The sequence below is a fragment of the Cellulosimicrobium sp. Marseille-Q4280 genome, assembly GCF_943181405.1.
GTDB lineage: Bacteria > Actinomycetota > Actinomycetes > Actinomycetales > Cellulomonadaceae > Cellulosimicrobium.
In genome coordinates, this window is record NZ_CALPBY010000002.1 from 570,711 (window position 1) to 592,877 (window position 22,167).

The 22,167-nt window shown below is 71.0% G+C and carries 24 protein-coding genes and 1 tRNA gene; 13 read left to right on the top strand and 12 right to left on the bottom strand.

The features are described 5' to 3' along the window. Positions 1–455: 455 nt before the first annotated feature. Entirely contained in the window at positions 456–614 is a 159-nt protein-coding gene (locus NFS20_RS22270) for a hypothetical protein (protein WP_353050435.1), read from the top strand. 337 nt (positions 615–951) lie between these two features. On the opposite strand, the gene NFS20_RS07360 is transcribed toward NFS20_RS22270, so the two are convergent. The 3 genes from NFS20_RS07360 to NFS20_RS07370 form a co-directional block, all read right to left on the bottom strand. Beyond that, positions 952–1,025 (bottom strand) — tRNA-Pro (locus tag NFS20_RS07360). A 57-nt stretch (positions 1,026–1,082) separates the two neighbouring features. Further along, positions 1,083–2,450 carry an MFS transporter gene (locus NFS20_RS07365; RefSeq protein ID WP_251151078.1) on the bottom strand — a complete coding sequence of 456 codons (1,368 nt, stop codon included), beginning with the start codon at positions 2,448–2,450 and terminating at the stop codon, positions 1,083–1,085. Beyond that, positions 2,447–3,091, bottom strand: coding sequence for a GntR family transcriptional regulator (locus NFS20_RS07370; RefSeq protein WP_251151079.1), 645 nt, complete (start codon positions 3,089–3,091; stop codon positions 2,447–2,449). Before NFS20_RS07370 ends, NFS20_RS07365 begins: the two co-directional genes overlap by 4 nt. A gap of 149 nt (positions 3,092–3,240) precedes the next feature. Between NFS20_RS07370 and NFS20_RS07375 the strand changes: the two genes are divergently transcribed. The 5 genes from NFS20_RS07375 (at position 3,241) to NFS20_RS07395 (ending at position 7,497) form a co-directional block, all read left to right on the top strand. Then, positions 3,241–4,467, top strand: coding sequence for a Fic family protein (locus NFS20_RS07375; protein WP_251151080.1), 1,227 nt, complete (start codon positions 3,241–3,243; stop codon positions 4,465–4,467). A gap of 132 nt (positions 4,468–4,599) precedes the next feature. Continuing rightward, positions 4,600–4,974, top strand: coding sequence for a hypothetical protein (locus NFS20_RS07380; RefSeq protein WP_251151081.1), 375 nt, complete (start codon positions 4,600–4,602; stop codon positions 4,972–4,974). Between the two features lie 163 nt (positions 4,975–5,137). Continuing rightward, positions 5,138–5,707, top strand: coding sequence for a hypothetical protein (locus tag NFS20_RS07385; protein ID WP_251151082.1), 570 nt, complete (start codon positions 5,138–5,140; stop codon positions 5,705–5,707). Between the two features lie 389 nt (positions 5,708–6,096). Continuing rightward, entirely contained in the window at positions 6,097–6,666 is a 570-nt protein-coding gene (locus NFS20_RS07390; protein ID WP_251151083.1) for an SMI1/KNR4 family protein, read from the top strand. A gap of 192 nt (positions 6,667–6,858) precedes the next feature. Continuing rightward, positions 6,859–7,497, top strand: a complete 639-nt coding sequence (locus NFS20_RS07395) for a hypothetical protein (RefSeq protein WP_251151084.1) — start codon at positions 6,859–6,861, stop codon at positions 7,495–7,497. 48 nt (positions 7,498–7,545) lie between these two features. On the opposite strand, the gene NFS20_RS07400 is transcribed toward NFS20_RS07395, so the two are convergent. The 8 genes from NFS20_RS07400 to NFS20_RS07435 form a co-directional block, all read right to left on the bottom strand. After that, positions 7,546–7,914 (bottom strand): DUF2750 domain-containing protein, encoded by a 369-nt coding sequence (locus tag NFS20_RS07400; RefSeq protein ID WP_251151085.1) that lies wholly within the window; start codon positions 7,912–7,914, stop codon positions 7,546–7,548. 402 nt (positions 7,915–8,316) lie between these two features. Next, entirely contained in the window at positions 8,317–8,850 is a 534-nt protein-coding gene (locus tag NFS20_RS07405) for a putative immunity protein (RefSeq protein WP_251151086.1), read from the bottom strand. A 67-nt stretch (positions 8,851–8,917) separates the two neighbouring features. Further along, entirely contained in the window at positions 8,918–9,307 is a 390-nt protein-coding gene (locus NFS20_RS07410) for a CPCC family cysteine-rich protein (protein ID WP_353050431.1), read from the bottom strand. Positions 9,308–9,359: 52 nt separating this feature from the next. Next, positions 9,360–10,082, bottom strand: a complete 723-nt coding sequence (locus tag NFS20_RS07415; protein ID WP_251151088.1) for a hypothetical protein — start codon at positions 10,080–10,082, stop codon at positions 9,360–9,362. Positions 10,083–10,169: 87 nt separating this feature from the next. After that, positions 10,170–11,177, bottom strand: a complete 1,008-nt coding sequence (locus NFS20_RS07420; RefSeq protein ID WP_285821108.1) for a DUF4240 domain-containing protein — start codon at positions 11,175–11,177, stop codon at positions 10,170–10,172. 52 nt (positions 11,178–11,229) lie between these two features. Then, the gene (locus NFS20_RS07425; RefSeq protein WP_251151090.1) at positions 11,230–11,703 is read right to left on the bottom strand and encodes a hypothetical protein; all 474 of its coding nucleotides are present in this window, start codon (positions 11,701–11,703) and stop codon (positions 11,230–11,232) included. A 575-nt stretch (positions 11,704–12,278) separates the two neighbouring features. Then, entirely contained in the window at positions 12,279–13,385 is a 1,107-nt protein-coding gene (locus tag NFS20_RS07430) for a DNA glycosylase AlkZ-like family protein (protein WP_251151091.1), read from the bottom strand. Next, positions 13,382–14,038 carry a hypothetical protein gene (locus tag NFS20_RS07435; RefSeq protein ID WP_251151092.1) on the bottom strand — a complete coding sequence of 219 codons (657 nt, stop codon included), beginning with the start codon at positions 14,036–14,038 and terminating at the stop codon, positions 13,382–13,384. Before NFS20_RS07435 ends, NFS20_RS07430 begins: the two co-directional genes overlap by 4 nt. Before the next feature lie 230 nt (positions 14,039–14,268). Here NFS20_RS07435 and NFS20_RS07440 point away from each other — a divergent pair, with 230 nt between their 5' ends. Together NFS20_RS07440 and NFS20_RS07445 are read left to right on the top strand one after the other, a co-directional pair. Then, positions 14,269–15,048, top strand: coding sequence for a cohesin domain-containing protein (locus NFS20_RS07440; RefSeq protein WP_251151093.1), 780 nt, complete (start codon positions 14,269–14,271; stop codon positions 15,046–15,048). Positions 15,049–15,101: 53 nt separating this feature from the next. After that, positions 15,102–16,958 carry an amidase family protein gene (locus tag NFS20_RS07445; RefSeq protein WP_251151094.1) on the top strand — a complete coding sequence of 619 codons (1,857 nt, stop codon included), beginning with the start codon at positions 15,102–15,104 and terminating at the stop codon, positions 16,956–16,958. Positions 16,959–16,994: 36 nt separating this feature from the next. On the opposite strand, the gene NFS20_RS07450 is transcribed toward NFS20_RS07445, so the two are convergent. Further along, positions 16,995–18,011, bottom strand: coding sequence for a BUD32 family EKC/KEOPS complex subunit (locus NFS20_RS07450; RefSeq protein ID WP_251151095.1), 1,017 nt, complete (start codon positions 18,009–18,011; stop codon positions 16,995–16,997). 188 nt (positions 18,012–18,199) lie between these two features. Here NFS20_RS07450 and NFS20_RS07455 point away from each other — a divergent pair, with 188 nt between their 5' ends. The 5 genes from NFS20_RS07455 to NFS20_RS07475 all read left to right on the top strand — a co-directional run bounded on the left by NFS20_RS07455 (position 18,200) and on the right by NFS20_RS07475 (position 22,029). After that, on the top strand, positions 18,200–18,583 hold the full coding sequence (locus NFS20_RS07455) for a MerR family transcriptional regulator (RefSeq protein ID WP_251151096.1): 384 nt from the start codon (positions 18,200–18,202) through the stop codon (positions 18,581–18,583). Between the two features lie 110 nt (positions 18,584–18,693). Then, positions 18,694–19,377, top strand: coding sequence for a nitroreductase (locus NFS20_RS07460; RefSeq protein WP_251151097.1), 684 nt, complete (start codon positions 18,694–18,696; stop codon positions 19,375–19,377). Between the two features lie 20 nt (positions 19,378–19,397). Then, the gene (locus NFS20_RS07465) at positions 19,398–20,114 is read left to right on the top strand and encodes an NADPH-dependent F420 reductase (protein WP_251151098.1); all 717 of its coding nucleotides are present in this window, start codon (positions 19,398–19,400) and stop codon (positions 20,112–20,114) included. Positions 20,115–20,145: 31 nt separating this feature from the next. Next, positions 20,146–20,670: a flavin reductase family protein gene (locus NFS20_RS07470; RefSeq protein WP_251151099.1), complete on the top strand. Its 525-nt coding sequence runs from the start codon at positions 20,146–20,148 to the stop codon at positions 20,668–20,670. A 36-nt stretch (positions 20,671–20,706) separates the two neighbouring features. Then, positions 20,707–22,029, top strand: a complete 1,323-nt coding sequence (locus tag NFS20_RS07475) for an NtaA/DmoA family FMN-dependent monooxygenase (RefSeq protein WP_251151100.1) — start codon at positions 20,707–20,709, stop codon at positions 22,027–22,029. The last annotated feature ends 138 nt before the right edge of the window (positions 22,030–22,167 follow it).

Sequence of the window (22,167 nt, forward strand, 5' to 3'; positions counted from 1 at the left end):
ATGTTTCTTACGCCAGCAAAGGAATGTGGTTCGCTCTACTATTGGCATAAGGTATCCCTATCCAGTCCGGAATTGTCCATTACGTCGGCATTGACAATGGTGTATGTCGATGCCTGCTCGATAGCCCCAGAGGAGCCTACGTCTTGCGAGTATTTGAGGTCATAGGGCGCGCCAGGAGGTTCTGCTCGGCTGCGTCTCTCCCTTTCGCCCCACTCACGCGCCGCAATTCCGCTCCGGTTGTAGTCGACAGCTTTTGCTGTGCTGCGCACCAGCACGGCCACCCGGCCTCGGCCCTGACCGACAACTGCCTGAACTACACCGTGCGCCTGACCAGCCACCGATACCGCGGCGGACGCACCGCGCTCGAGCACGAACTGCGCGCCCGCGGCATCGTCCAGAACGGTCGACCCGACCACCCCAACACCCAGTGCAAGGTCGAACGCTTCGAAGCCGCGATGAAGAAGTTGCTGCGCGCCCAAACCGCCCAGCCCCGCACCCTCAGCGACCTGCAGACCCTGCTCGACACCTTCGCCGACCACTGCAATCACCACCGCCCCCTCCGATCTCTGCCACACCAGGCCACTCCGGCGACCGCCTACACCGCCAGACCCTAGACCGGCCCGGCACCGCCTGGACCGCCGACACCCGCGACCGCATCCGCGAAGACCGCGTCTCTGCCACAGGCACCGTCACCCTGCGCCACGCCAGCCGCCTGCACCACATCGGCATCGGCCGCACCTACGCCGGAACCTACGTCCTGCTCCTGGTCCACGACCTCGACATCCGCATCATCGACCGCGCCACCGGCGAGATCCTGCGCGAGCTCACCCTCGACCCCGCACGCGACTACCAGCCCACCAGCCGACCACCCGGGCCTACCCCGAAACGACGAATGGCCGGACCTACGAAAACGTAGGTCCGGCCATTCCGATGTCCTGAGACATCACACGGTCGGGCTGACAGGATTTGAACCTGCGACCCCTTGACCCCCAGTCAAGTGCGCTACCAAGCTGCGCCACAGCCCGTGGCTGGATCACCGAGCCAGATCCGTGCGGACCGGACCCCGTGAAGCCTCGGATACTCTACCCCATCCGCACCTCGTCGAGAGCACCGTTTGCCCCGGTCGCGGCTGTGCGGTCGGTCTCGCCGCTGGGGTCAAGCACGGCATCGCGCTCCCCCGTCGGCAGGTGCGCCCGCCACGCGAACGCGACGACCACCAGGCACAACGCCGCGATGACGAGTCCGCCGAGGAACATCTGCGCGTACGTCCACCGCACCGACAGCGCTGCGAGCGCCACCGGCACGCAGAACCCGACGTACGTCAGCGAGTAGTACACGGCGGTGAGCCCGGCGAGGTCGTCGGGCGTCGCGATGCGCTGCACCTCGCTGAGCCCGGCGACGAGCGCGAGCCCGTACCCCGCACCGAGCACCATGGCGGCGACGAGCGCCGTCGGCAGGTCGAGCCGCGCACTGGCGAGGGCGCCGAGCCCCATGCCGACCACGACGATCGACATCGCCACGACCGACGCCCGCGCGCTGTGCCGGGTGTCGATGAGTCGGCCGAGCACCTGGATCCCGACGCCGCACCCGAGCCCCAGCACCGTCATGAGCCCGGAGAACGCGATGGGTGCGCTGCCCGCGCTGGCGGAGACCAGACCGGGCAGCACCGCGTACGCGCTGCCCGCGCACCCGAACACCCAGGGCGCCACCGGCACGACGACGCGCAGGAACCGCCGGTGCGCGACGGCCGGGACGCGCAGGTCGTCGACCAGACGTCCCCGCTCCGCACTGTCGACACCTACCCCCGCGCCGGAGCGCGTCTCGGGGACGCGCAGCACCCACACCCCCGCCACGACCGCGAGCGTCGCGTGCAGGAGGTACGCGGCGTGCGTGGGCCAGGGCGCCCACTGCGCGAGCACCGCGGCGACGCCGGCCCCGACGAGGAACCCCAGCGTGAGGGCGAGGCCCGCGCGCCGGGCGCCGGACCCGCCGTCGGGCACGCCCGACTGCTGCGCCGCGGCGTCGCTGAGCTCCTTGACCCACGTGGTGCCGACGGCCATGACGAGCCCGAGCGCCACCCCGCACAGGACGCGCCCGGTGGCCAGCAGCGCGGCCGACGACTCCCCCGCCGCGAGCACGAGCGAACCGACGAGCGCGACCGGCGCCGCAGGCACGAGCAGGGGTCGGCGCCCGTACCGGTCGGACAGCGGACCGCCGAGCAGCAGCGCCGGCACGATGCCGAGCACGTACGCGGCGAGCAGCGCGTCGACGGTCACCGCCGAGAAGTGCCCCACCTCCCGGTACATGACGAGCAGCGGCGTGAACTCGTTGCCGCCCCACGCGACGACGGCCATGACCAGGGCGACGGGGAGCCAAGCCCGGTGCCCGACGCGCGGAGCCTCCCCGGTCTGCCGGCTCACCGCGGTCGGGGCGTCAGTTTCGCGGCTCACAGACCGGTCCGCGCGTCGTCGAGGTGGCGCTGGATCCGGCGCTTGTAGGTGCGGGTGTCGCGGGCCTCGAGCGCGTCGACGAGCGCGCGGTGCCCGGCGACGAACGTCGCGGCGCGGCTCTCGTTCCAGCGGACGCTGTGCGCGACCATGCGCTGCTGACGTTCGCGCAGGCTCGTGTGGAAGGCCGTGAGGAGGTCGTTCCCACCGGCGGCGACGATCTCGGCGTGGAACCGCGCGTCGAGGGTGGCGTACTCGGCGACGTCGCGGTCGGCGACGGCGGCCTCCTGAGCGACGACGAGGTCGCGCAGCAGGGCGACGAGAGCGGTGAGCTCGCTGTCCGGGAGACGCGCGACGCCGAGAGCCGCATGGGTCTCGACGAGCAGCCGCGCGTCGAGCACGTCGTCCACCTCCCCCGGCGCGATCGGCACGACGAGCGCCCCACGCTTCGGGTACAGGCGCAGCAGACCCTCGGCCTCGAGCCGCAGGAACGCCTCCCGCACCGGCGTGCGGCTCACGCCGAGCTCCTCGGCGATCTCGCCCTCGCTCGTCATCGTCCCGCCGGGCAGGCTCCCGTCGAGGACGTGTCGCTTGACGTGACGGTAGGCCTGCTCGGTCGCAGAGCCGCTGGTGGTACGAGGCATAGATACATGATGCATCCATGTCGTCCACGGCATGAGCCTTCCGGGCACTCCGAGCCCATGACTCTCGCCACAGCGCACGTCGAGACGAAGTGTGAGTACGCTGGCGCTCTTACTAACAGTTTCTCTGAAAGTGTTAGTACAGTGAGGGGGTGGACACACTTCCCGGAGGGGTGCTCGCCGTTCCTCCTGTGGGACGGGAGACTCACCGCTGGCTCGCGGAGACGGACGGGATGTCGTCCCGCGCTCAGGTAGCCGCGGGCTCGGGCGACTACGAGTCCACCGTTCCTGCGCCTCTCGCGACGTTCACTCCTGTGCTGTCGCCGGACCTTGCGGCCGACGCCGAGGACGCAGCTGCCGCGCTCGCGCGTTTCGACTCGTACGCGCGGGCGACGCTCGGTCCGGACAGCCCGGCGCTCGGACCGATGGCCTCGATCCTCCTCCGTACCGAGTCTGCGTCGTCGTCGCAGATCGAGAATCTGACGGTCGGTGCTCGGCAGCTCGCCCTCGCCGAGATCGACCAGTCCACGAGTCCCAACGCGCGCACCGTCGTCGCGAACGTGCGCGCGATGCACGCCGCGCTCGACCTGGCCGACCGTCTCGACGAGCACTCGATCCTCACGATGCACCGCGAGCTGCTCTCGGGCCAGGCCGGGTGGGAGGACCACGCTGGTCGGTTCCGCGACACGCTCGTGTGGGTCGGGTCGTCGAGCATCAGCCCTCGCGGCGCGACACACGTCGGGCCTCAGCCGGGTCTGGTGCCCTCCGCGGTGACGGATCTCGTCGCCTTCATGCGTCGCGACGATCTGCCGGTGATCGTCCAGACTGCCCTGGCCCACGCACAGTTCGAGACGATCCACCCGTTCACCGACGGCAACGGCCGCACCGGACGCGCCCTGGTCCACGCGATGCTGCGCGCAAAGGGTCTTACCCGGCACACCACGGCGCCGGTCTCCGCCGGCCTGCTCGTCGACACGACGGCGTACTTCGACGCCCTGACCTCCTTCCGTGACGGTGACGCCGGGCCGATCGTCGAGCAGTTCACCCGCGCCAGCCGCTACGCGACCACGGAGGGCATGCGGCTCGTCGACGGCCTCGCGGGCCAGGTCGCCGAGGCGCGCGAGAAGCTGGCGGGACTGCGGTCCCAGGCCGCGGCGTGGAAGGTCGTCCCGCACCTCGTCGCCCACCCGGTCGTCAACGCGCGCTTCCTGTCGAACCACCTCGGCCTGAGCGACGTCACCGCCCAGCGTGCGCTGTCCCAGCTGACCGACAGCGGCGTCCTCCGCGAGCGCACAGGGCTCCGCCGCAACCGCGTATGGCAGCACGAGGGCGTCCTTGCGGTCCTCGACCTGTTCGCGCAGCGGATTCATCGCCGCTGACGGGCGCGCCAGAGGTCACACACTTGCGGCCAGACCCGCAGTACGCGCCCCGTATGGTGGCACCACTAGGGCGTGTCTCGTAACTGTGCGGACACCGACACCACTGCGCGGACCGTCCCCTACGCTGCACGCGTGAGCCAGGAGATCGACGTTGACTTGACCCACGACGAGCGCGCGATCCTGCGCTGGGGATTACGCGACTGGGGCGGGCCGGCAAGTGCCAGTGAGGACCTGGTTCGAGTGATGGGGTTCGAATCGATCGCTGACCTGTTCAGAGAGGGCCAGCGAATCGCTGAACTCATCTGGACGGGCCAGCCGTTGACCGCAAGAGACTGGACACGTGCGCTCGTGGCCACAGAGTTCGTTTGGGCAAGCGAGGTCTACGGCGCCGGGCTCGACAGCATCTACACCTTCGGGTACTCGGACGCCGAGGCGGTCGCATTTCTCCGTTCGGCACAGCGGAAACTGCGCCACGCAGGTGCAATACGACGGTCCTCGATCATCTGAGCAAGCCGCATTGCGGTCGGATCACCGTCCCAACGCCGTTGGTGCCTGACCTTGCGAGCTGGGTGTGGTTGGGAGACATGCCCTAGCAGCTGCGCGTGCGAGGACGGACTCGCCGCAGAGCCAGCACAGAGAAGGACGGACCTAGAGCGTCATGCGCCCTGGCATGATCACCGGCATGACTCCGGTCGCTGATCGTGCCTTGCGGGTGCTGCGTCGTTCACGCCTCGATCTGGGGCCCGGTCTCAGCGAGAAGGAGATCAGGGACATTCAGGCGACCTACGGATTCACGTTCCACTGTGACCACGCCGCCGTCCTGCGTCAGGCGACACCCGAGGGATGGATCGACTGGCTCGGGGACTCCGGTCGAGTTCGTGAGGCCCTTGCCTGGCCTGTCGAGGGTGTGCTGTTCGATGTCGAGCGCGGATTCTGGATGCCAGCGTGGGGTGAACGGCCAGCGTCGAAGTCCGCTGCCGAGGAAGTCGCCCGGCACCATCTCGAGAAGGTTCCGACTCTCGTGCCGATCTACGGGCACCGCTACATACCAGCCGCTCCCGAGCGGCCAGGTGCGCCAGTGTTCTCGGTCTACCAGACCGACGTGATTCACTACGGCGTCGATCTGACCGACTATTGCGCCAACGAGTTTCTTGGCGTGGCGACTGGTCGCACGCACTACCGCCCCGTCCCGTTCTGGACAGACATCGTCGAGGGGGTCGGCGGCACGCAGTTCTGGTAGCGCCATGCCTCACTCGCGCTCGCCACTTGACCAGGAGCTCACCACAGCAGCCCGTCGACTCAGGAGACGTCCCCCAGGGTATGTCCCCCAATCAGGCTGACCTGGTCCGCCGCCGGATGTACTCTCCTTTCTGAGCCCGCCCAAGACGCGCCTACCCCCGGTAAGGGCGCGCCCAGCCTGCAGTTGGTGAGGGTGGCTGCCCGTTCGAGCCGGGCCGGGTCCGAGAGGGGCCCTCGCGCTGCAGGCGCGATGGGCCTCTCGCATGCCATCGGGGGCGAACGAGCTGATCTGCTCGCCCTCAACATCCGCATAGCCATGGGCGACCGAGTACCACGCCCGCAGTCAGGGCGCATCGTCTCACTGTCCCCCGCATGCGTAGTCTCTGCCGCATGAACCCAGAGGCGACGGTGGTTGCCAGCTTCGCGGAAGTTCGCGCGGCGCTGGAGCGAGCCCTGCCAGCTCCAACGGCTTCCTTCAGACCACCAGCCAGCCGGGACGAACTGCAGCGCCTTGGAAAGGCTCTCGGCCGTCCGGTCCCGCTCGAGCTGGCGGCCCTGCTCACGGTGGCGAACGGCCAGTACGACGTCGCTGGGGCGAGCGGGTCTATCAACTATCACCGCTTCCTCGGCGTAGGCGAGATCATCGACATGCACCAGATGCTGGATGCAGTCGTCGGAGACCTGAGTATGTCTGCGCCCCAGCCGTCCTCGTATACGGACCTCGTCTGGAGTCCGGCATGGATCCCGTTTCTCGCCAGCGATGGCGACTGCTACGCGATCGACATGGCGCCTGGCGAGGCCGGGCGCGTGGGCCAGGTCCTGTTTCGCCCGAACGTTCCAGACCTCGACGAGCCAAAGGCACCCTCCCTCGCAGCGCTCCTGCAGACCGTCGTCGAGATCATCGAAGCGGGTGACTACGAAGTCAGCTACAACTCGATCGTGTCTCCTCGCTTGTTGTAGCGCTGCGGGGGTGCAACTCGCGAAGCAGGCTGACGCCACTGAGAAGCACGAGATCAGACGTCGTCTGGAGCGAGGGCACCGCGTCCACGGAGTGAGCTGGTTCGATCCCCGCCGTGACAAGTGTCGCTAGCACCAGCAGTCACCCTCCGGGTCACCTTCCGTGTCCTGGTTGGAGTTGGATACTGTGCCGCGGTGACGACGGGGCGACAGCTTATCCAGCAGGCAGTGCGCGACCCGATGCACGCGATCGGGTGGACACCCCGGGCGGCTGGTTGGTTCACAAAACCGCTCGTCCCCGGCTCTACCGGAGTCCTCGCCACCGGCGTAGCGTCCAGGCGCACGGCGCCGGGCGAGGCCTTGGTAACCCTCTACGTACACCTGCGGCGTGAAGACGTCGAAACCGTGGTCCGTGAGCTCGTCGACAGCGCCGACAAGGACGGCGGCTATCGCTCAGCCACCACGACGACCAGCATCGGCTACTTGATGCCGAAGCCTGCTTGGCGGGAGTGGCTCGTATCTCGCGAGACGGCCGACTCTGTGGCGGCCGAGCTCGTTGCTGCGACCAGAGACTACGGCGAGCCCTACCTGCGAAGGCTGTCTACCGATCCTTCAGCACTCGTTGATGCGATAAGGGCTTCACCTGCCATGATTGGGGCGGTTGGCCCGTGCAGGGTCGCAGTGACGCTGGCTCGCCTCGGCCGATCCGACGAGGCCTCGGAATACGTCCAGCACGTCGTCGCCTCCCTCGGGACACGAACGGACCCGGCGGCTCTTCACCTGCACCAGACTGCGGAACGCCTCCGGCGTTGGCTCGACCAGCTGTCCGGCTAGGGAGTGTCCCCCAAACACGCTCTCGGGTGGTGTGACGCTCGACGGAGCTCACACAATCGTCGGCCCTCGTCCTGCCGCGGCGAGGTTCCGCTCCGCATCGGCGGCTGCGATGTCGTAGCCCGTCGCACGCGTCCCGGACCAGTTCAGGCCGACTCGAATCCCGTCCCCTTCCAGACCGCTGAGCCACCGCTCCCGAAAGTCGTCCAGCGAAAACTGCTCGACGACGAAGCCTGCGTAGGCGGGGGCCTGCGTCACGATGCGCACCGCGCGGCTTCGAAGCGACCAGAAAGGCTGGGCTCGCTCGCCGTCGGCGTTGAGCGGGGCGGGGTATCCCGAACTGTCGCGGATCGTCCACACCGATTGCTCGCGAAGCGCCTCCTCATAGAAGGCCGCCGCGTGTGCTGCGCTCGTACTCACGGCGCCGATCGTTCCACGCGCTGACAGCCGTCCGACATTGGGAGACACGTCCTAGCCCAGCACCGCTCCAGCTGGCGAGCCGCGGCGCAGCAGTACGCGTCCGGTGCCAGTGCCCGGTAGGTCCAGTCGCAACGCGGCAACCACAGGACGAGGTTGGCCGCAGCGTCCACCACACCGACGGAGAGCACCCACCCCCACCGTGTCGGTGAGTGCCGCCCAGCGTGCGCTTGCCCCGCTCGCGGACGCCGGCGTCCTCCGCGAGCGCACAAGACTCCGCCGCAACCGCGTGTGGCAGCACGACGGCGTCCCCGCAGTCGTCGACCTGATCGCGCAGCGGATCCATCGCCGCTGACAGGTGCGACTGGTGCAGACGCACGCAGACCGCTCCGCTGGACCGCAGCCTCAGCGCCGCAAGGCGGCGTCGAGACTCCGGAGGAGCTCGCCGACGCGCCGACCACCGTCAGGAGCCGCCGGGTACCGGCGCAGCACCTCGGCGACGAGGGCCGGCGCACTCTCCTGCGCCCGATCCACCCACTCGTCCCCGACCCGGCGGCCGTCGCCTGCGTCGAGCTCCGCCGCACGGGCCGCGTACGCCGCGGAGCCGAGGATGTGCTTCACCTGGGTCGCCTGGGCGAGAGGATGCAGGAAGGCAGCAGCCGCCGCGTGACCCGCCGCTCGTGCGGCCTCCGCGGAAGCGGGCGTCGACGCTTCCTTGGCCGCCGCGAACGCGGCGAAAGCAGCCCTTCGGAGCGCGTTCGTCCGTTTGCCACCGTCGGCGAACGCGAGCGCCGCATCGATCGCCTCCCGCGGTCGGGGGTCGTCGGGATACTCCCTCGCGAAGAGCGGCAGCGCGGTCATCGCGCACTGCGCCGCAAAGCCGGTGACCGCGCGGAGCTCGTCCACGCTCAAGGAGATCTCGTTCGCCGCGGTCGTCACGCGCCCTCCCGTCGTCGGCATCGAGATGGGTTCGAGAACGCGCTCGCGGGCTCGCGCCTGAAACTCGTCACCTTCTCCGCCAATAGGTTGGTCTCCACCAGTACAGGACTGTGAGGTCTTCGGGCCAGCGACGTTTCCGTCGCCCGCGTCGTTCGAAGTCGTCCAACCCCGGATCGATCGGGCGCCAGCCAGTGTCGATCGACTCGGACGAAGTCGGTGGCCGGACGTGAGTGACGAGCCGAGCCTCCGCGGCGCCGAGCACGGCGTAGGCGCGTTGAGCATCGATCAACGACGGAGTGTTCGCGGCGCCGCCCCACTCAGGCCATCGGAGCTGCAGCGCGTCGTCCTCCCAATAGCAGACGTTGCAGATCTCGTAGCTGCCCGGCGATTCGCCGAAAGTGAGGTGCCCGCAGCAGGGGCAGGGGAACCGATCCGTGGAGTCGTCCACGGCGGACACTCTCCTGTCTCATCACCGTAGCGGTCAACCGAGAGCCGAGCCGCCGAAAGCACTATTCCCTGGCGTCCCGGACCGACCGCCCGTCTGCCGTGGTCCGGCGCAGCGGCACGTGCCGGCGCCACAGCGCCCGGTAGCTCCGGTAGCCGCGCAGAAACCACAGCACGAAGCTGGTCACCGCAGCCACCACGCCGACGACGATCGCCCACCCCGCGGCGTCGGTCAGCGCCCACACGACGCTCCCCCACAGGAGCCCGACGAGCACCGACTCGACGACGAGGATGAGCATCATCGAGCTCGCGAGCATCTGCGTCCGGTCCCGCGACGCGAACGGGAAGTACGTACGGTTGGCACCGGCCAGGTCGTCGGCGGCCGACATGAGGAAGTACCGCTCGACGCCCGGGTCGAGGTCAACGTACGCGCCGCGCAGCCGGTTCATCGCGAGCACGTGCGCGAGGTCCTCCTCTGCCGTGGCGAACACGCGCAACTGCGTCACGCCGCCGAGCAGCGACAGGAGCAGCAGCACGCCGATAGCGACGGCCGCGAACCCACCCCGGAAGCTCGTCGCGTTACCGAGCACTCCCAGCCCGAAGACCCCCGCCGAGACGAGCGTGAGGAAGATCGCGATACGCGTCAGCACCTCGCTCTGCGTCGTCGATCGCGACGCGAGAAGGCTCCAGTGCTCCGTCGCGAGGATCTGCGCGCGCAAGGCGCGTTGCGCGTCCGTCAGACGCGCGACGTCGTCGCCTCCGGCCGGCGCCGACCCTGCCGTCGCCATACGAGCATTCTCCACCCGGACACACGTGCGGCCCGGGAGTGAGCCGGCGCCGCTCCACGATGCCGGACTGGCCTCCGGTGTGCGGGGCTAGGACCACCTCGTGGCGCGCACGACGGAGTCGATGAACTCCTGTCCCATGCCCAGCTCGGCAAGCGCCTCGCCGACTTCCTCGGACGTCACCGGGTCTTCCTCTTCGAAGCACGACAGGTCGTCTGGAACCGGTGGCAGCTCCGGCCACGGCGGAGTCGGCGGGAGCTGCAGGCGTTCCCGGACTGCCTCGATCTGGACCCGCAGGTGGACCGCGGCGAGGTCGGCGAGCTGCTGCGGATCTTCCCCGTGCATCCCAGCACTGTCGAGCGTCATCTCGAGCTCGTAGGAGCAGCGACGGCGTCGAAGCCGGACGACGTCGGACGGCTCGGGGCTGATGAAGGGGAAGAGGTCGAGCCGGTCACGCCCCGAGGCCGACCACCATGCGCGCCATGCGTCGCTCGCGGCGAGCGCCTCCCCGAGCTCGACCTCGGCCCAGCGGTACGCCGCCGGGAGTGGTACGCCGACGTCGTAACCGCCACCACCGCCGAGCCACGAGTCGTCCGACTGGGCCTGCGAACCCGCGAGCTCGTCCAGCGCGTCCTCTCCGGCGTCCATCGCGATGTCGTGGACGACCGCGAAGAACAGCTCGCCGTCGGCGACGTGCCAGCGGCCGGAGAGAGCCGCCGGGTCAGCAACTACCCTCTCCCACTCCTCTCGACCCGCGGCAATGACCGCGCAGCGCGCGGAGAGGAAGACGTCGTCGGACATGGGAAGGAGCGGACTGTCGAGCGGTTCCGAGTGGTCGCGCACGTGCTGTGCCGCGTGGGCGGGAGTATTCAGAGCCTCCAGTGCCAACGCGAAGTCGCGGGCGAACGTGCGCGCCGGGCGCTCGGACGGCTGGTCGAAGGCGAGCTGCAGAGGCACGAGGGCGTCTGCGTCGCACCGTCCGTGTCCGAGTGCGACGAGGCGCCAGAACTCGGAGGAAGGCGCGGTGTCGCCCCGTGCGGCCCGTCCTCGCGCCACGATGGCCTCCCGGGTGTTCGTCACCGGTCGACCCGGTCTCATGCCGGACCGTACAGGACCGTGCCCGCGCCGTCATCGACGCTGCGTCCTGCCCTCAGTTCTCAAACACGACCAGCACGTCTGGGCCCACGCCGAGCTCTGCGAGACGGGCGAGGACCGCCGCATGCTCCGTGGGCGTGAGCTCGACGACGAACGAGCTGCCGGTGTCGTCCGCCGACACGACGACGCCTCCGTTCGTGGCGATTCCCGTCATCGCGATCGTGTACGGCGCGATCGCCGCGCCCAGGTCGAGGTCACGGTCGACGCTCGGGTCGAGTCGGACCGTGACGCCCGGAGCCCAGCCGAACCGCTTGGCGAGCCGGCCACGCTGCTCGACGGCGCGGTCGGAGAGCGCCGCCACCGCCCACTCGACGTCAGGTGGCCACGGCTCGTCCGAGTACACGTCGACATCGATGGAGGTCAGCCGGTCTTGGAGCGCGTGCAGCACCGCACGGCAGAGTGCTTGTCTCTCGTCCGCACCGGCGCCGTCGCGCGCCATGAAGCTGCCAGTCGTCGCTCGTGATCTCACGGAGGAAGGGTGACAGATCGAGAGAGCGAGCAGGGCGGCGAACACCGCGCCCCGAGGCTAGGGGCCGCCGTGGGAGACTCTGCCTCCCTGAAGGCTCCGCAGGCGCCGTCGCTCGATGAGCGCTACCGCTGTACGGAACAACAGTGCCGTGCTCGCCGTCGACGGCGCTCGGTCTGCGCTCGGCGCGGACCCGGAGCCGGCCCCGTCTCGGCGACGATCCGAAGTTCGGAAGCGCGGCCGTGACGGAATCGATGCCGACGGCTGAGGAGCCGCCCGACGGCTCGCTCCGCATCGCTGCCGTCGTCTACCGCCGGACACCACAGCGGGGCACGCGTCGTGTCGGGAGAGATCTCGTCGCTCAGGGTGCCGTCGTCGTCGCAGGCATCTACCCCAAGAGTCTGAGGGTCTTCACGGGGCCCGCGGCGCGCGCGCGTGGGACGAGATCGAGCCAGCGCTCGTCACGCGTCGCCGGCCGGAGGTCCGCGACGTCCAGTGGGTCGGTCACGACTGGGCATCCGACGACGGGGACTCGCTCCTCCGGTTCGACGGAGAGCACTGACGCGCCGGAGCGCGGCTCAGGGAGTCGGGATCGAGCGCAGCGGCCGGTCGAGAATCCTGCCGAGTCGCTCGACCTCGTCCGCGAGCGCCCCGGGTGCCAGCGCCTCGGGCGCCGACCCCGCGCCGTCGAACCACGTCACCGTGACGTCGTCGCCGGACACCGCCCACGTGCCCGCGACGACGCCACCAACAACGACGAGGTTCGCTCCGCGGCTCACGGCCTGGCGCTGCTCCGGTGACACGACGTGCGCGTCGGCCGTGCCCGGCCCGAGCACCCACTGGTCGTGCCCCGGGAGGAGGCGCACGCTGGTCGACGGCCGTGTCTCGGCGAGGGCGTCGGCGTGCTCGCGCAGCACCGTCGCGGGCTCGCCCTCGACGTCGACCTCGGCGAACCGCTCGGCGAGGTCCGCCCACCACCGGCGCACGCGAGCACGACCGGCGCCCAGGCCCTCGCCGAGCCAGTACTGGACGTGCGCCTCGGTGGCGGGACCGTAGGTACCGACATAGGCGAGGACGGCGTGGCGACCCGCCTCGTCGAGGTCCGGCCACGGCGTCCAGCGGGGATTGGTGTCGAGACGCCGGAACGTGGGCTCCTGGCCGCGCGAGGAGCCGAAGCTCATGTCGCCCTGCCACACGAACGGCTTGAGGAACGTGTGCGCCGGGTCGGCGAACGCCTGCCGCAGGTGGGAGTACGCGGCGTCGCGCGTGACGGCGTCGCCGAGCTCGGCGCGGGTCAGCGGTCCGTCGCTCAGGGCTTCGCGGACGAGCTCGCGCAGCCGCGGCCAGTCCTCCGGCTTGAGGCGGTAGTACTTGCGCCAGCTCGCGCGCTCCCACATCCGGCCGGCGGCGCGCAGCGCAAGGTAGGCACCGCCGTCCTCGGGCGTCACGAGGTGCGTCGCGCCGCGGAACGCGTAGACGGCGAGCAGCTCGCCGTCCGCGAGCGCCCGCACCACCTCCCCCGGTCGCGACGACGACTGCCGCAGCCGGATCGCGAGCTCGGAGTCGGCCGCGGCGGGCACCGCGCCGAGCCGACGGACGACGCCGGCGAGCGGCTCGCCACCGACCGGGTCGAGAAGGTGCCGCGCGAGCCGCCAGGTGAGGGCCTGCGGCCATGTGACGTTCACGTCGCCGGTGCGAGGAGGTACCCCGCGGCGAGGACCAGTGCGAGAGCGGACAGCGCGCCGCAGACCAGACCGATGCGCAGCCTCGCCAGCGAGCGCGCCGCGTGCGAGGTGGTCTCGACGAACGCCGTCTCGGCGTCGACGTCGACCATCATCTTCGGAAGACCAGCGGCAGCCCAGCCCGTGTACGCGACCGCCTGCGCGCCGAGGACGAGCGCGCCCATGACGAGGTAGTAGGCCGCCGCGTCCAGCGTCTGCCCTTCCGGCAGCTGCGGGTCGACGAGCAGGACGGCTCCGAACACGGCCAGCAGGCCGGCGAAGATCGTGCGCCACTTCTCCGCGGTGGACTGCGTCCGCAGGAGGAAGGTGCTGCGGATCCGCTCGGCTTCCTTCCCCCACTCCGTCTGGGCCTCCGCCCAGGCGAAGGCCGTGAGGTCCCCGGACTTCCGCCCGAAGGTCCCCGCCCACCGGAGCGACCCCGGGTCGCCAGCGGCAGGCGGCGCGGCGTCGCGTGAGAAGCCGGACGGCAGAGGTCGTCTGCGGCCGAGCTTGTCCCAGACGGTGCCCACCGTCATCGGCGCGAGCACGCACTGCACCGCGAACGTCACGGCCAGGACTCCCGCCGTCCCGACCACCGACCACCCGAAGACCGTCATGCCGACTCCCCCGTCCGCCTCGTCCGATGGTGGCAGCACGAGCGCAGCTCCGCCCTCCCACGGCGGCCGGTCTCGCTCGGTGCGCGAGACGAAACCGAGACCCGCGTGCGTGTTTGCGCTAACACCGTCGAAACGGTCGGGAAACACGGTGCTGTGAGCATCGGTCGCGGCAGGGCACCCCTTCGACCCGGGGACGCGCCCGCGCCGCCCGAGGAAGGAACCGCTCCCCCATGACCCACACCCCCACGCGCCGTCGGGCACGACGACGCGCCACGTTCGTCGGCGGCCTGACGCTCGCCGCGAGCCTGCTCACGGCCCAGGCGGCCCAGGCCGCCCCGTCCGTCGCCGACGTCACCGTCGACGCGCCCGCCACCGTCGAGGCCGGTGAGCCCGTCGAGGTGACCGTCGCCGTCACGGGCGCCGCCGACGTCTACGCCTACGACCTCGCGGTCGCGTACGACCCCGAGCTCGTCGAGTACGTCGAGGACAGCGCCGTCACGCCCGACGGCGGGTTTTCCGACGCGACGGACGACGGCGCCGGGACGGTCGCCGTCGCGCACACGCGTCTCGGCACCTCGCCGGGACTGGATGGCGACGTCACGCTCGCGACGCTGACGTTCACGGCCCTGGCCGCGGGCGACGCGATCTTCGACGTCCCCGTCGTCACGTTCGTCGGCACGGACGAGGAGACCGTCACGCTCGAGGACGCCGGGACCGCGACCACGACCGTCACGGCCGTGCCCGTCCCCACGGACGAGCCAGGAGAGACGACGCCGCCCACCGACCCGGGCACGACCGACCCCGGCACCACCCCCACGGACGACGACGCGACCTCCGACCCGACGTCGCCCGCGACGTCCGGCACGGGCGGCACGGGCGGCGGCGGCCCGGGCGGCCCGCTCGCCTCGACCGGCGCGAGCGTCGCGGCCATCGTCGCCGGCGCCGTGCTGGCCATCGCGACCGGCGTCGGGATCCTCGTGGCACGCCGTCGGGCGGTGGCGTCCCGATGAGCACGCACACCGCCACGACCGTCTCCGCGCACCACCCCCGGAAGGACCGACCCGTGACCCTCACGCACCGCCGCGCGGCAGGGGGCGTCGCCGCGCTGACGCTCACCGGCCTCGTCGTCGGCCTCGCCGCCGCGCCGACCGCGACGAGCGCACCCGCAGCGCCCGGCGCGTCCGGGACGCTCCTCGCGCCCTACTACACCGAGCTCGACCTCACGGGCGACCTCCAGGTGACGGCGGACGACCTCGCGGTCGTCGCCGCGAACCTCGGCCTGACCGCCGACGACGAGGGCTGGAAGGACGTCGCGCTCGCCGACACCGACGCGGACGGCGCCCTCACGGTCGCCGACCTCGCCGCCGTCTCGCAGCGCATCGTCTACGACGACGGGCCGTTCGAGCTCGTCGAGGCGTCCGTCGTGGACATGCAGGCCGCGATGAACGCGGGCGTGACGACGTCCGTCGAGATCACCCAGGAGTACCTCGACCGCATCGCGGCGTACGACCGCACGCTCGTCGACACGTCCGAGGGCGGCCGCCCGCTCGCGTCGATCGTCACGACGAGCACGGTCGCGCTCGACGCCGCGAAGCAGGCCGACGCGGTGCGCGCGTCGCAGGGCATGACGAGCATGCTGCTCGGCGTGCCGGTCGCGGTGAAGGACAACTACGACACGAAGGACATGCCGACGACCGGCGGCTGCGGGTGCTGGGACGCCAACCAGACTGCGACCGACGCCGCGATGGTCGACGGCCTGCGCGCCGACGGCGCCGTGCTCCTCGCCAAGGCCAGCCTCGACGAGTTCGCGTTCGGCTTCGAGTCGCAGTTCTCGTCCTTCCAGGCGGCCGGCTCCGCGACGTACGTCGCGAGCCCCTACTCGACGAGCCGCACCGCCGGCGGGTCGAGCGGCGGTACCGGGGCAGCCATCTCGGCCAACCTCGCCGGCATCGGGTTCGGCACCGACACGGGCGGCTCGATCCGCGTGCCGTCGTCGTACAACCAGCTCGTCGGCGTGCGCCCGACGATCGGCCTCGCGTCCCGCGACGGCATCATCCCGCTCGCGCTGAGCCAGGACACGGGTGGCCCGATGACGCGCAGCGTCACCGACGCGGCCGTCGCGCTCGACGCGGTCGTGGGCGTCGACCCGGCCGACCCGGTGACGTCGCGCCAGCAGGGCGAGGTCCCGGCGTCGTACACGCAGTACCTCGACGCCGACGCGCTCGACGGCGCCCGCATCGGGTACGTCCCGTCGATGATCGGCACCAACGCGACCACGGTGCGCCTGTGGGCCGAGACCCGGGCGACGCTCGAGTCGCTCGGCGCGACCGTCGTCGAGGTCACCCCGCCGACGTCGTACTCCGACGGCCTGCCGCGCGGCTTCGCGAGCGTCGTCGGCGAGGGCTCCGGCTCGACGAACGAGTTCAAGCACGACCTCGACGCGTACGTCGCGAACCACCTCTCCCCCGCGGTCGAGGCCCGCACGCTGTCGCAGATCGTCGACTCGGGGCGCTACGTCCCGTCGCGCCGCAGCACCTACGTGTCCCGCGGGGCGATCACCGAGGAGACGTACCAGGCGTGGGCCGGCCCCGAGGGTACGCACACCAAGGTGCTGGCCGAGGGCAAGACGCTCGTCACCGGGATGCTCGACGAGCTCGAGCTCGACGCCCTCGTCTACCCGAGCGGCAACCCCTACGGCACGATCGGCACGAACCTGCGGCTCAGCCCCAACACGGGGATGCCCGCCGTGACCGTGCCGATGGGTCAGGCGTCCGCGACCGAGGCCATCCCCGGCGCCGGCGTGAACCTCGAGCTGCTCGGTCGGGACTTCGACGAGGGTCCGCTGCTCGGTCTGGCGTACGCGCTCGAGCAGGCGACGCAGGCCCGCACGGCTCCGCCGCTGTACGGCCCGCTGGGCTGAGCTTCCGCACAACGCAGCACGGCGACGGCCGGTCCCTCAGGGCCGATCGTCGCCGTACTGCGCGTGGATGTCACCGCCGACCAGACGCCAGCAGAAGTCGTTCATCCGCGCCGCGGCGGGAGCGTGCCGCGCGAGGACGCCCGCCACCGGCGCCGGCACGTCGGCCGGGACGTCTCCGCTCGCACACCGACGGACGTAGGCGTTGCGGGCCACCGGACCGCCACTCGCCGGCATCGGCACGCCGCACGCCGTCGTGACCAGCCAGTTCACGAGCCGCATCGCGGCGTAGTCGGCGTCGTGGTCGACGTTGCGCGCGACGAAGGCTTGCTCGGCGTCGGACAGGTCGAACCGCGTCGACGTGGCGAGCCCGAAGTCCACGAGGTAGACCCGCTCGTCGTCGGCCCGCATGTTGCCGAAGTGACCGTCCAGGTGCAGCAGCTCCCGGCGACGCAGGAACGCGACGGCCTCGAACAGCTGCTCCTCGAGCCGCTCGGCTCGGGCCGCCGGGTCGTCCAGCCAGTCGGGCAGCCGATCCGGGAGGTGCTCGAGGAAGAGCACGAGGCTGGAGGTCGCGTGGCCCAGCTCCTCGAACCGGGTCCGCACGGCAGGATCCCCGCCGAACTGGGCGACGACCGCCTCGAGGTCCTGGTGCTCGGTCGCAACGGGCGGGCGACCCGGGAGCACGCGCCAGTGATGCAGCAGGGCGAAGGACCCCGACTCACCGGCGAGCACGCCCTCGGTGACGATCTCGTTCGCCGCCAGCTCGCGCCACGCGCCGAAGCCCGGTCCGGCGAGGCGGTGCATGCCGTACTGGCAGGAGGTCGGCAGGTCGAACAGGTTGGCCGTGCTCCGCGGGTGGGCCAGCTCGCGGTCGGTGATCGGGACGCGCTTGGCGAACACCGGGACGCCGTCGACGTCGAGCACCGAGGAGCCACCGCCCACGCCCACGGCGTCGGCGGGTGCGGCATGGAGGAGCGCCGCCAGCCCGTCGTCGTCGCGAGTGGCGAGCGACGCGGACACGCGCTCATGACGGGCGCGGCGGGTGCTGAGCATCCCGCCATTCTGGTGCTGCTAGCGGTCGATCGAGGCCATGTCGGCCTCGTCGTGTCGGGTGCCCGCCGCTGGTTCGAGCGCGTGCAGGCGCTGTGCCTGGTCGTCGGTGAGCTCGACGGCGTCGGCGGCGGTGACATCGTGGGGAGTAACCTTGACAGGGGTGTCAACGTACGGATCGGAGCTGGGGTATGCGCATCGGCGAGCTGGCGAAGCGGACGGGAGTCCCGCCGCGGATGCTGCGGTACTACGAGGAGCAGGGCCTGATCGCGCCGCGACGGCTCGACAACGGGTACCGCGAGTATGACGAGTACCTCGTCGACCGGGTCGTGAAGGTGCGCGGGCTGCTCGACTCCGGCATCCCGACGCGCATCATCGGCGACATGCTGCCGTGCCTCGATCAGCCGCAGGGTGTCGTCGTCGCGAACCCCGATCCCGAGCTGCGCGCGCTCCTGGTGCGCGAGAGTGAGCGGATGTCCGAGCGCATCGCCCTCCTCGAGCACAACCGTGATGCGCTCGTGCGGTACATCAGTGCGATGGACCGCACGGCGGGAGGAGAGCAGGCCGCGTCGTAGCGGGGACAGGACGGAGGCGCACGTCACAGCGGGGCGTAGACGTCCCGGCTTGACATTCACATCGTGTGAATGTTGGACGATGGGCGGACCCGACACCGAGAGGACGCCCTGTGCCGAGCTTCACCGACGTCATGCGGACCCGACGTTCCGCCCGCGAGTTCCTGCCCGACCCCATGCCGGGCGACGCCATCCGCGAGGTCCTCGAGGACGCCCGGTGGGCACCGTCGCACAGCAACACCCAGCCGTGGATCGCGCACGTCGTCTCCGGCGCTGCGCGAGACCGGCTGAGCGCCGCGCTCGTCGCCGCGCACGACGCGGGCCGGAGGACGCCGGACTTCAGCGACACCTACGGCGACGGCGTCCACGTGGAGCGGTCGCGGCAGCAGGCCGCCCGGCTCTACGGGGTCCGGGGCATCGCCCGTGAGGACCACGAGGGCCGCACCGAGGTGGTGCGGGAGAACCTGCGGTTCTACGGCGCTCCGCACGTAGTGATGCTGTTCATCCCGCGCCTCGGCGACGGTGTCCGGGCCGCGAGCGACCTGGGCATGTACGCGCAGAACTTCCTGCTGTCGCTGCACGCGCGCGGGTATCAGGGCATCGCGCAGGCGGTCCACGCGCAGTACGCGCAGACCGTGCGCACGGTGCTGGACGTCCCGGCGGACCTCAAGTTGCTCTTCGGGATCGCCTTCGGGTCGGCAGTCGCCGACTCCCCGCTGCGCGACATCCGCGTCGGTCGCGTCCCGCTCTCGGAGAACGTCGCCGTCCACGACACCGCCGGGCTCTGCGTCCGGTGACCATCGAAAGGAACAACGACATGACGAACGTCGGAATCATCGGCAGCGGCGCGATCGGCGCCGGCATCGCGCGACTCGCGGTCGCCGCGGGCCACGAGGTGACCATCGCGAACTCCCGCGGTCCGGAGTCCCTGACCGACCTCGTCGACGAGCTCGGCGAGCGGGCTCGGGCGGGGGAGGTCGCCGAGGCGGCGAGCAAGGGCGACATCGTCGTCCTCGCCGTCCCGCTGTCGGCCTACGACGCCCTCCCGGTCGACGCGCTCGACGGGAAGATCGTGCTCTCGACGGGCAACTACTACCCGTCGCGCGACGGGCGGATCGAGGTTCTCGACTCGGGCGCCGCGACCACGGCCGAGTACGAGCGGTCGCTCCTGCCGGGCGCCGTGATCGTCAAGGCGTTCAACAACATCGTCGCCCACCACATCCCCTCGCTCGCGCGGCCCGCAGGTGCGCCCGACCGGTCCGGGCTCGCGGTCGCGGGTGACGACACCGGTGCCAAGCGCGCCGTCTGGGAGCTGGTCGGCACGCTGGGCTTCGAGCCGGTCGATGCCGGGCGCCTCGCCGAGTCCTGGCGGTTCGAGCCCGAGTCCGGCGCGTACACCGCGATCTACGCCGCCGACCTCGAGACCTTCGGCAAGGACTATCTCGAGGACGAGGGCGCGCCCCTTCCCCCCGAGCGTCTGCGAGAGCTCCTGGCGGCGTCGTACCGCCCGGACGTGGCCGGACGCACCGTCTAGGACTCCCCCTTCATCACCGCGAAAGGTCGCCATGCAGCTGAGCCCTCGTGACGAGCAGGCGCACGACCCGGACGGGCCGCGCACTCCGACCCCTCACCAGATGCGAGATGCCCTCGCCGCCTTCCCCACCGGGGTCGTGCTCGTCACCGCCGAGGTCGACGGCCAGGTCGCCGGCCTGCTCGCGAGCTCCTTCACCTCGGTGTCCCTCGACCCACCACTGGTGTCCCTGAGCTTCGCACGCACGTCGACGACCTGGCCCCTGCTGCAGCACGCCGAGCGATGGGGGATCAGCGTCCTGGGCGAGCACCACGCCGACACCGTCCCGCTCCTGTCGCGGCCCGCCACCGTCCGGTTCGAGGGCATCGCCCCCCGGCCGACCCCGCACGGGGGACTCGTCCTGCCCGGCGCCCCGGTGACCCTCACGGTCACCCGGTTCGCCGAGGTCGACGCCGGCGACCACGTCCTGACCCTGCTGCGCGTGCTCGCCCTCGACCGCGACGTGGCGCAGTCCCCGCTCGTCATCTACGACCGCGCCGCCCGCCGCATCGCGGCGTGACCGCTCCCTCGATCTCCGCCTCCGACAAGGACCTCCATGACAGACCGCACGATGATCCTCGGCATGCACCTGGGAACCGGCTACGGATCCCAGGGCATGTCCTGGCGCGCCCCCGGCGTCGACCCGGCCAACTACACCGACATCGACGCCCAGGTGCGCTACGCCCGAGCGGCCGAACGCGGCAAGTTCGCCTTCCTCTTCCTGCCGGACAACCTTGCGATGACCCGAGGGATCGATCGCGAGGTGCCCCAAGCCACTCTCGACCCGATGCTCTCGCTCGCCGTGATCGCCCACGCCACCGAGCGGATCGGCTTCGTCGCCACCGGCTCCACGACCTTCAACGAGCCCTACAACATCGCCCGCCAGTTCAAGGCCCTGGACGTCATGAGCCACGGCCGGGCCGGGTGGAACGCCGTCACGACGAGCGACCCCTCGGCCGCCGCCAACTTCGGCCGGACCATCGCCGAGCGCCCCGAGCGCTACGGGCGCGCCCACGAGACCCTGCAGATCGTCCAGGCCCTCTGGGGCAGCTGGCAGGAGGACGCCTGGGTCAAGGACCCCGACACCGGAGTCTTCGTCGACACGGACAAGGTCCGTCCCGTCAACCTGCAGGGCACGCACGTCGCCTCGCGCGGACCGCTGCCCATCCCGCCCTCCGAGCAGGGGCAGCCCGTCATCTTCTCCGCCGGCGGCGGCGAGTACGGCCTCACCATCGCCGGTCGCTACGCCAGCGGAGTCATCGGAGCCGCCTTCACCGTCGACGACGCCCGGGCCCAACGAGACGCAGCGCGCGAGGCCGCCCGCCAGGCCGGCCGCAACCCCGACGAGATCAAGTACTTCGCCGGCGTCATGCCCGCTCTCGGCACCTCCGTCCGGGACGCGCTGAACCGCCGCATCGCCCTGAACGAGGACTCCTTCCCGAGCCGGGTCCCCTACCTGGGCGCCATGCTCGGTCTCTCCCTCGACGCCGGTCGGCTCGACGAGCCGCTGACCCGCGCGCAGCTGGCCGCGGCACAGGCCAGCCCGTTCGACCCGCGGGCGGCGCACGCCCTGAAGGTCGCGCACCAGGGCTGGACGGTCCGCGAGATCCTCGCCCACGGGGTCATCGACTACCACCCCACCCCCGTGGGGTCGGCCGCCGACGTCGCGGACCACCTGCAGGAGTGGTTCGAGGCCGGTGCCGTGGACGGCTTCTGGGTATCCCCCGACGTCAACGAGACGGACATCGACACGTTCGTCGACGAGGTCATCCCGCTCCTGCAGGACCGCGGCCTGTACCCCAGGGACTACGACGGCACGACCCTCCGCGAACACCTCGGCGTCCCCTACCAGTACGGCATCGACCCGCGTACCGCCTGATGCACGACGGTTGCGCGCAGCCGACAGGTGCTCCTGGTTCGACGGCCTGCTCGCACGGCAGCTCGTGGCACCGACCTGCGGCGCGAGCCTGACGTCCGCGGATCGCCGGCGCGTGTTCGTTTCGGTTCAGGTCGCGCC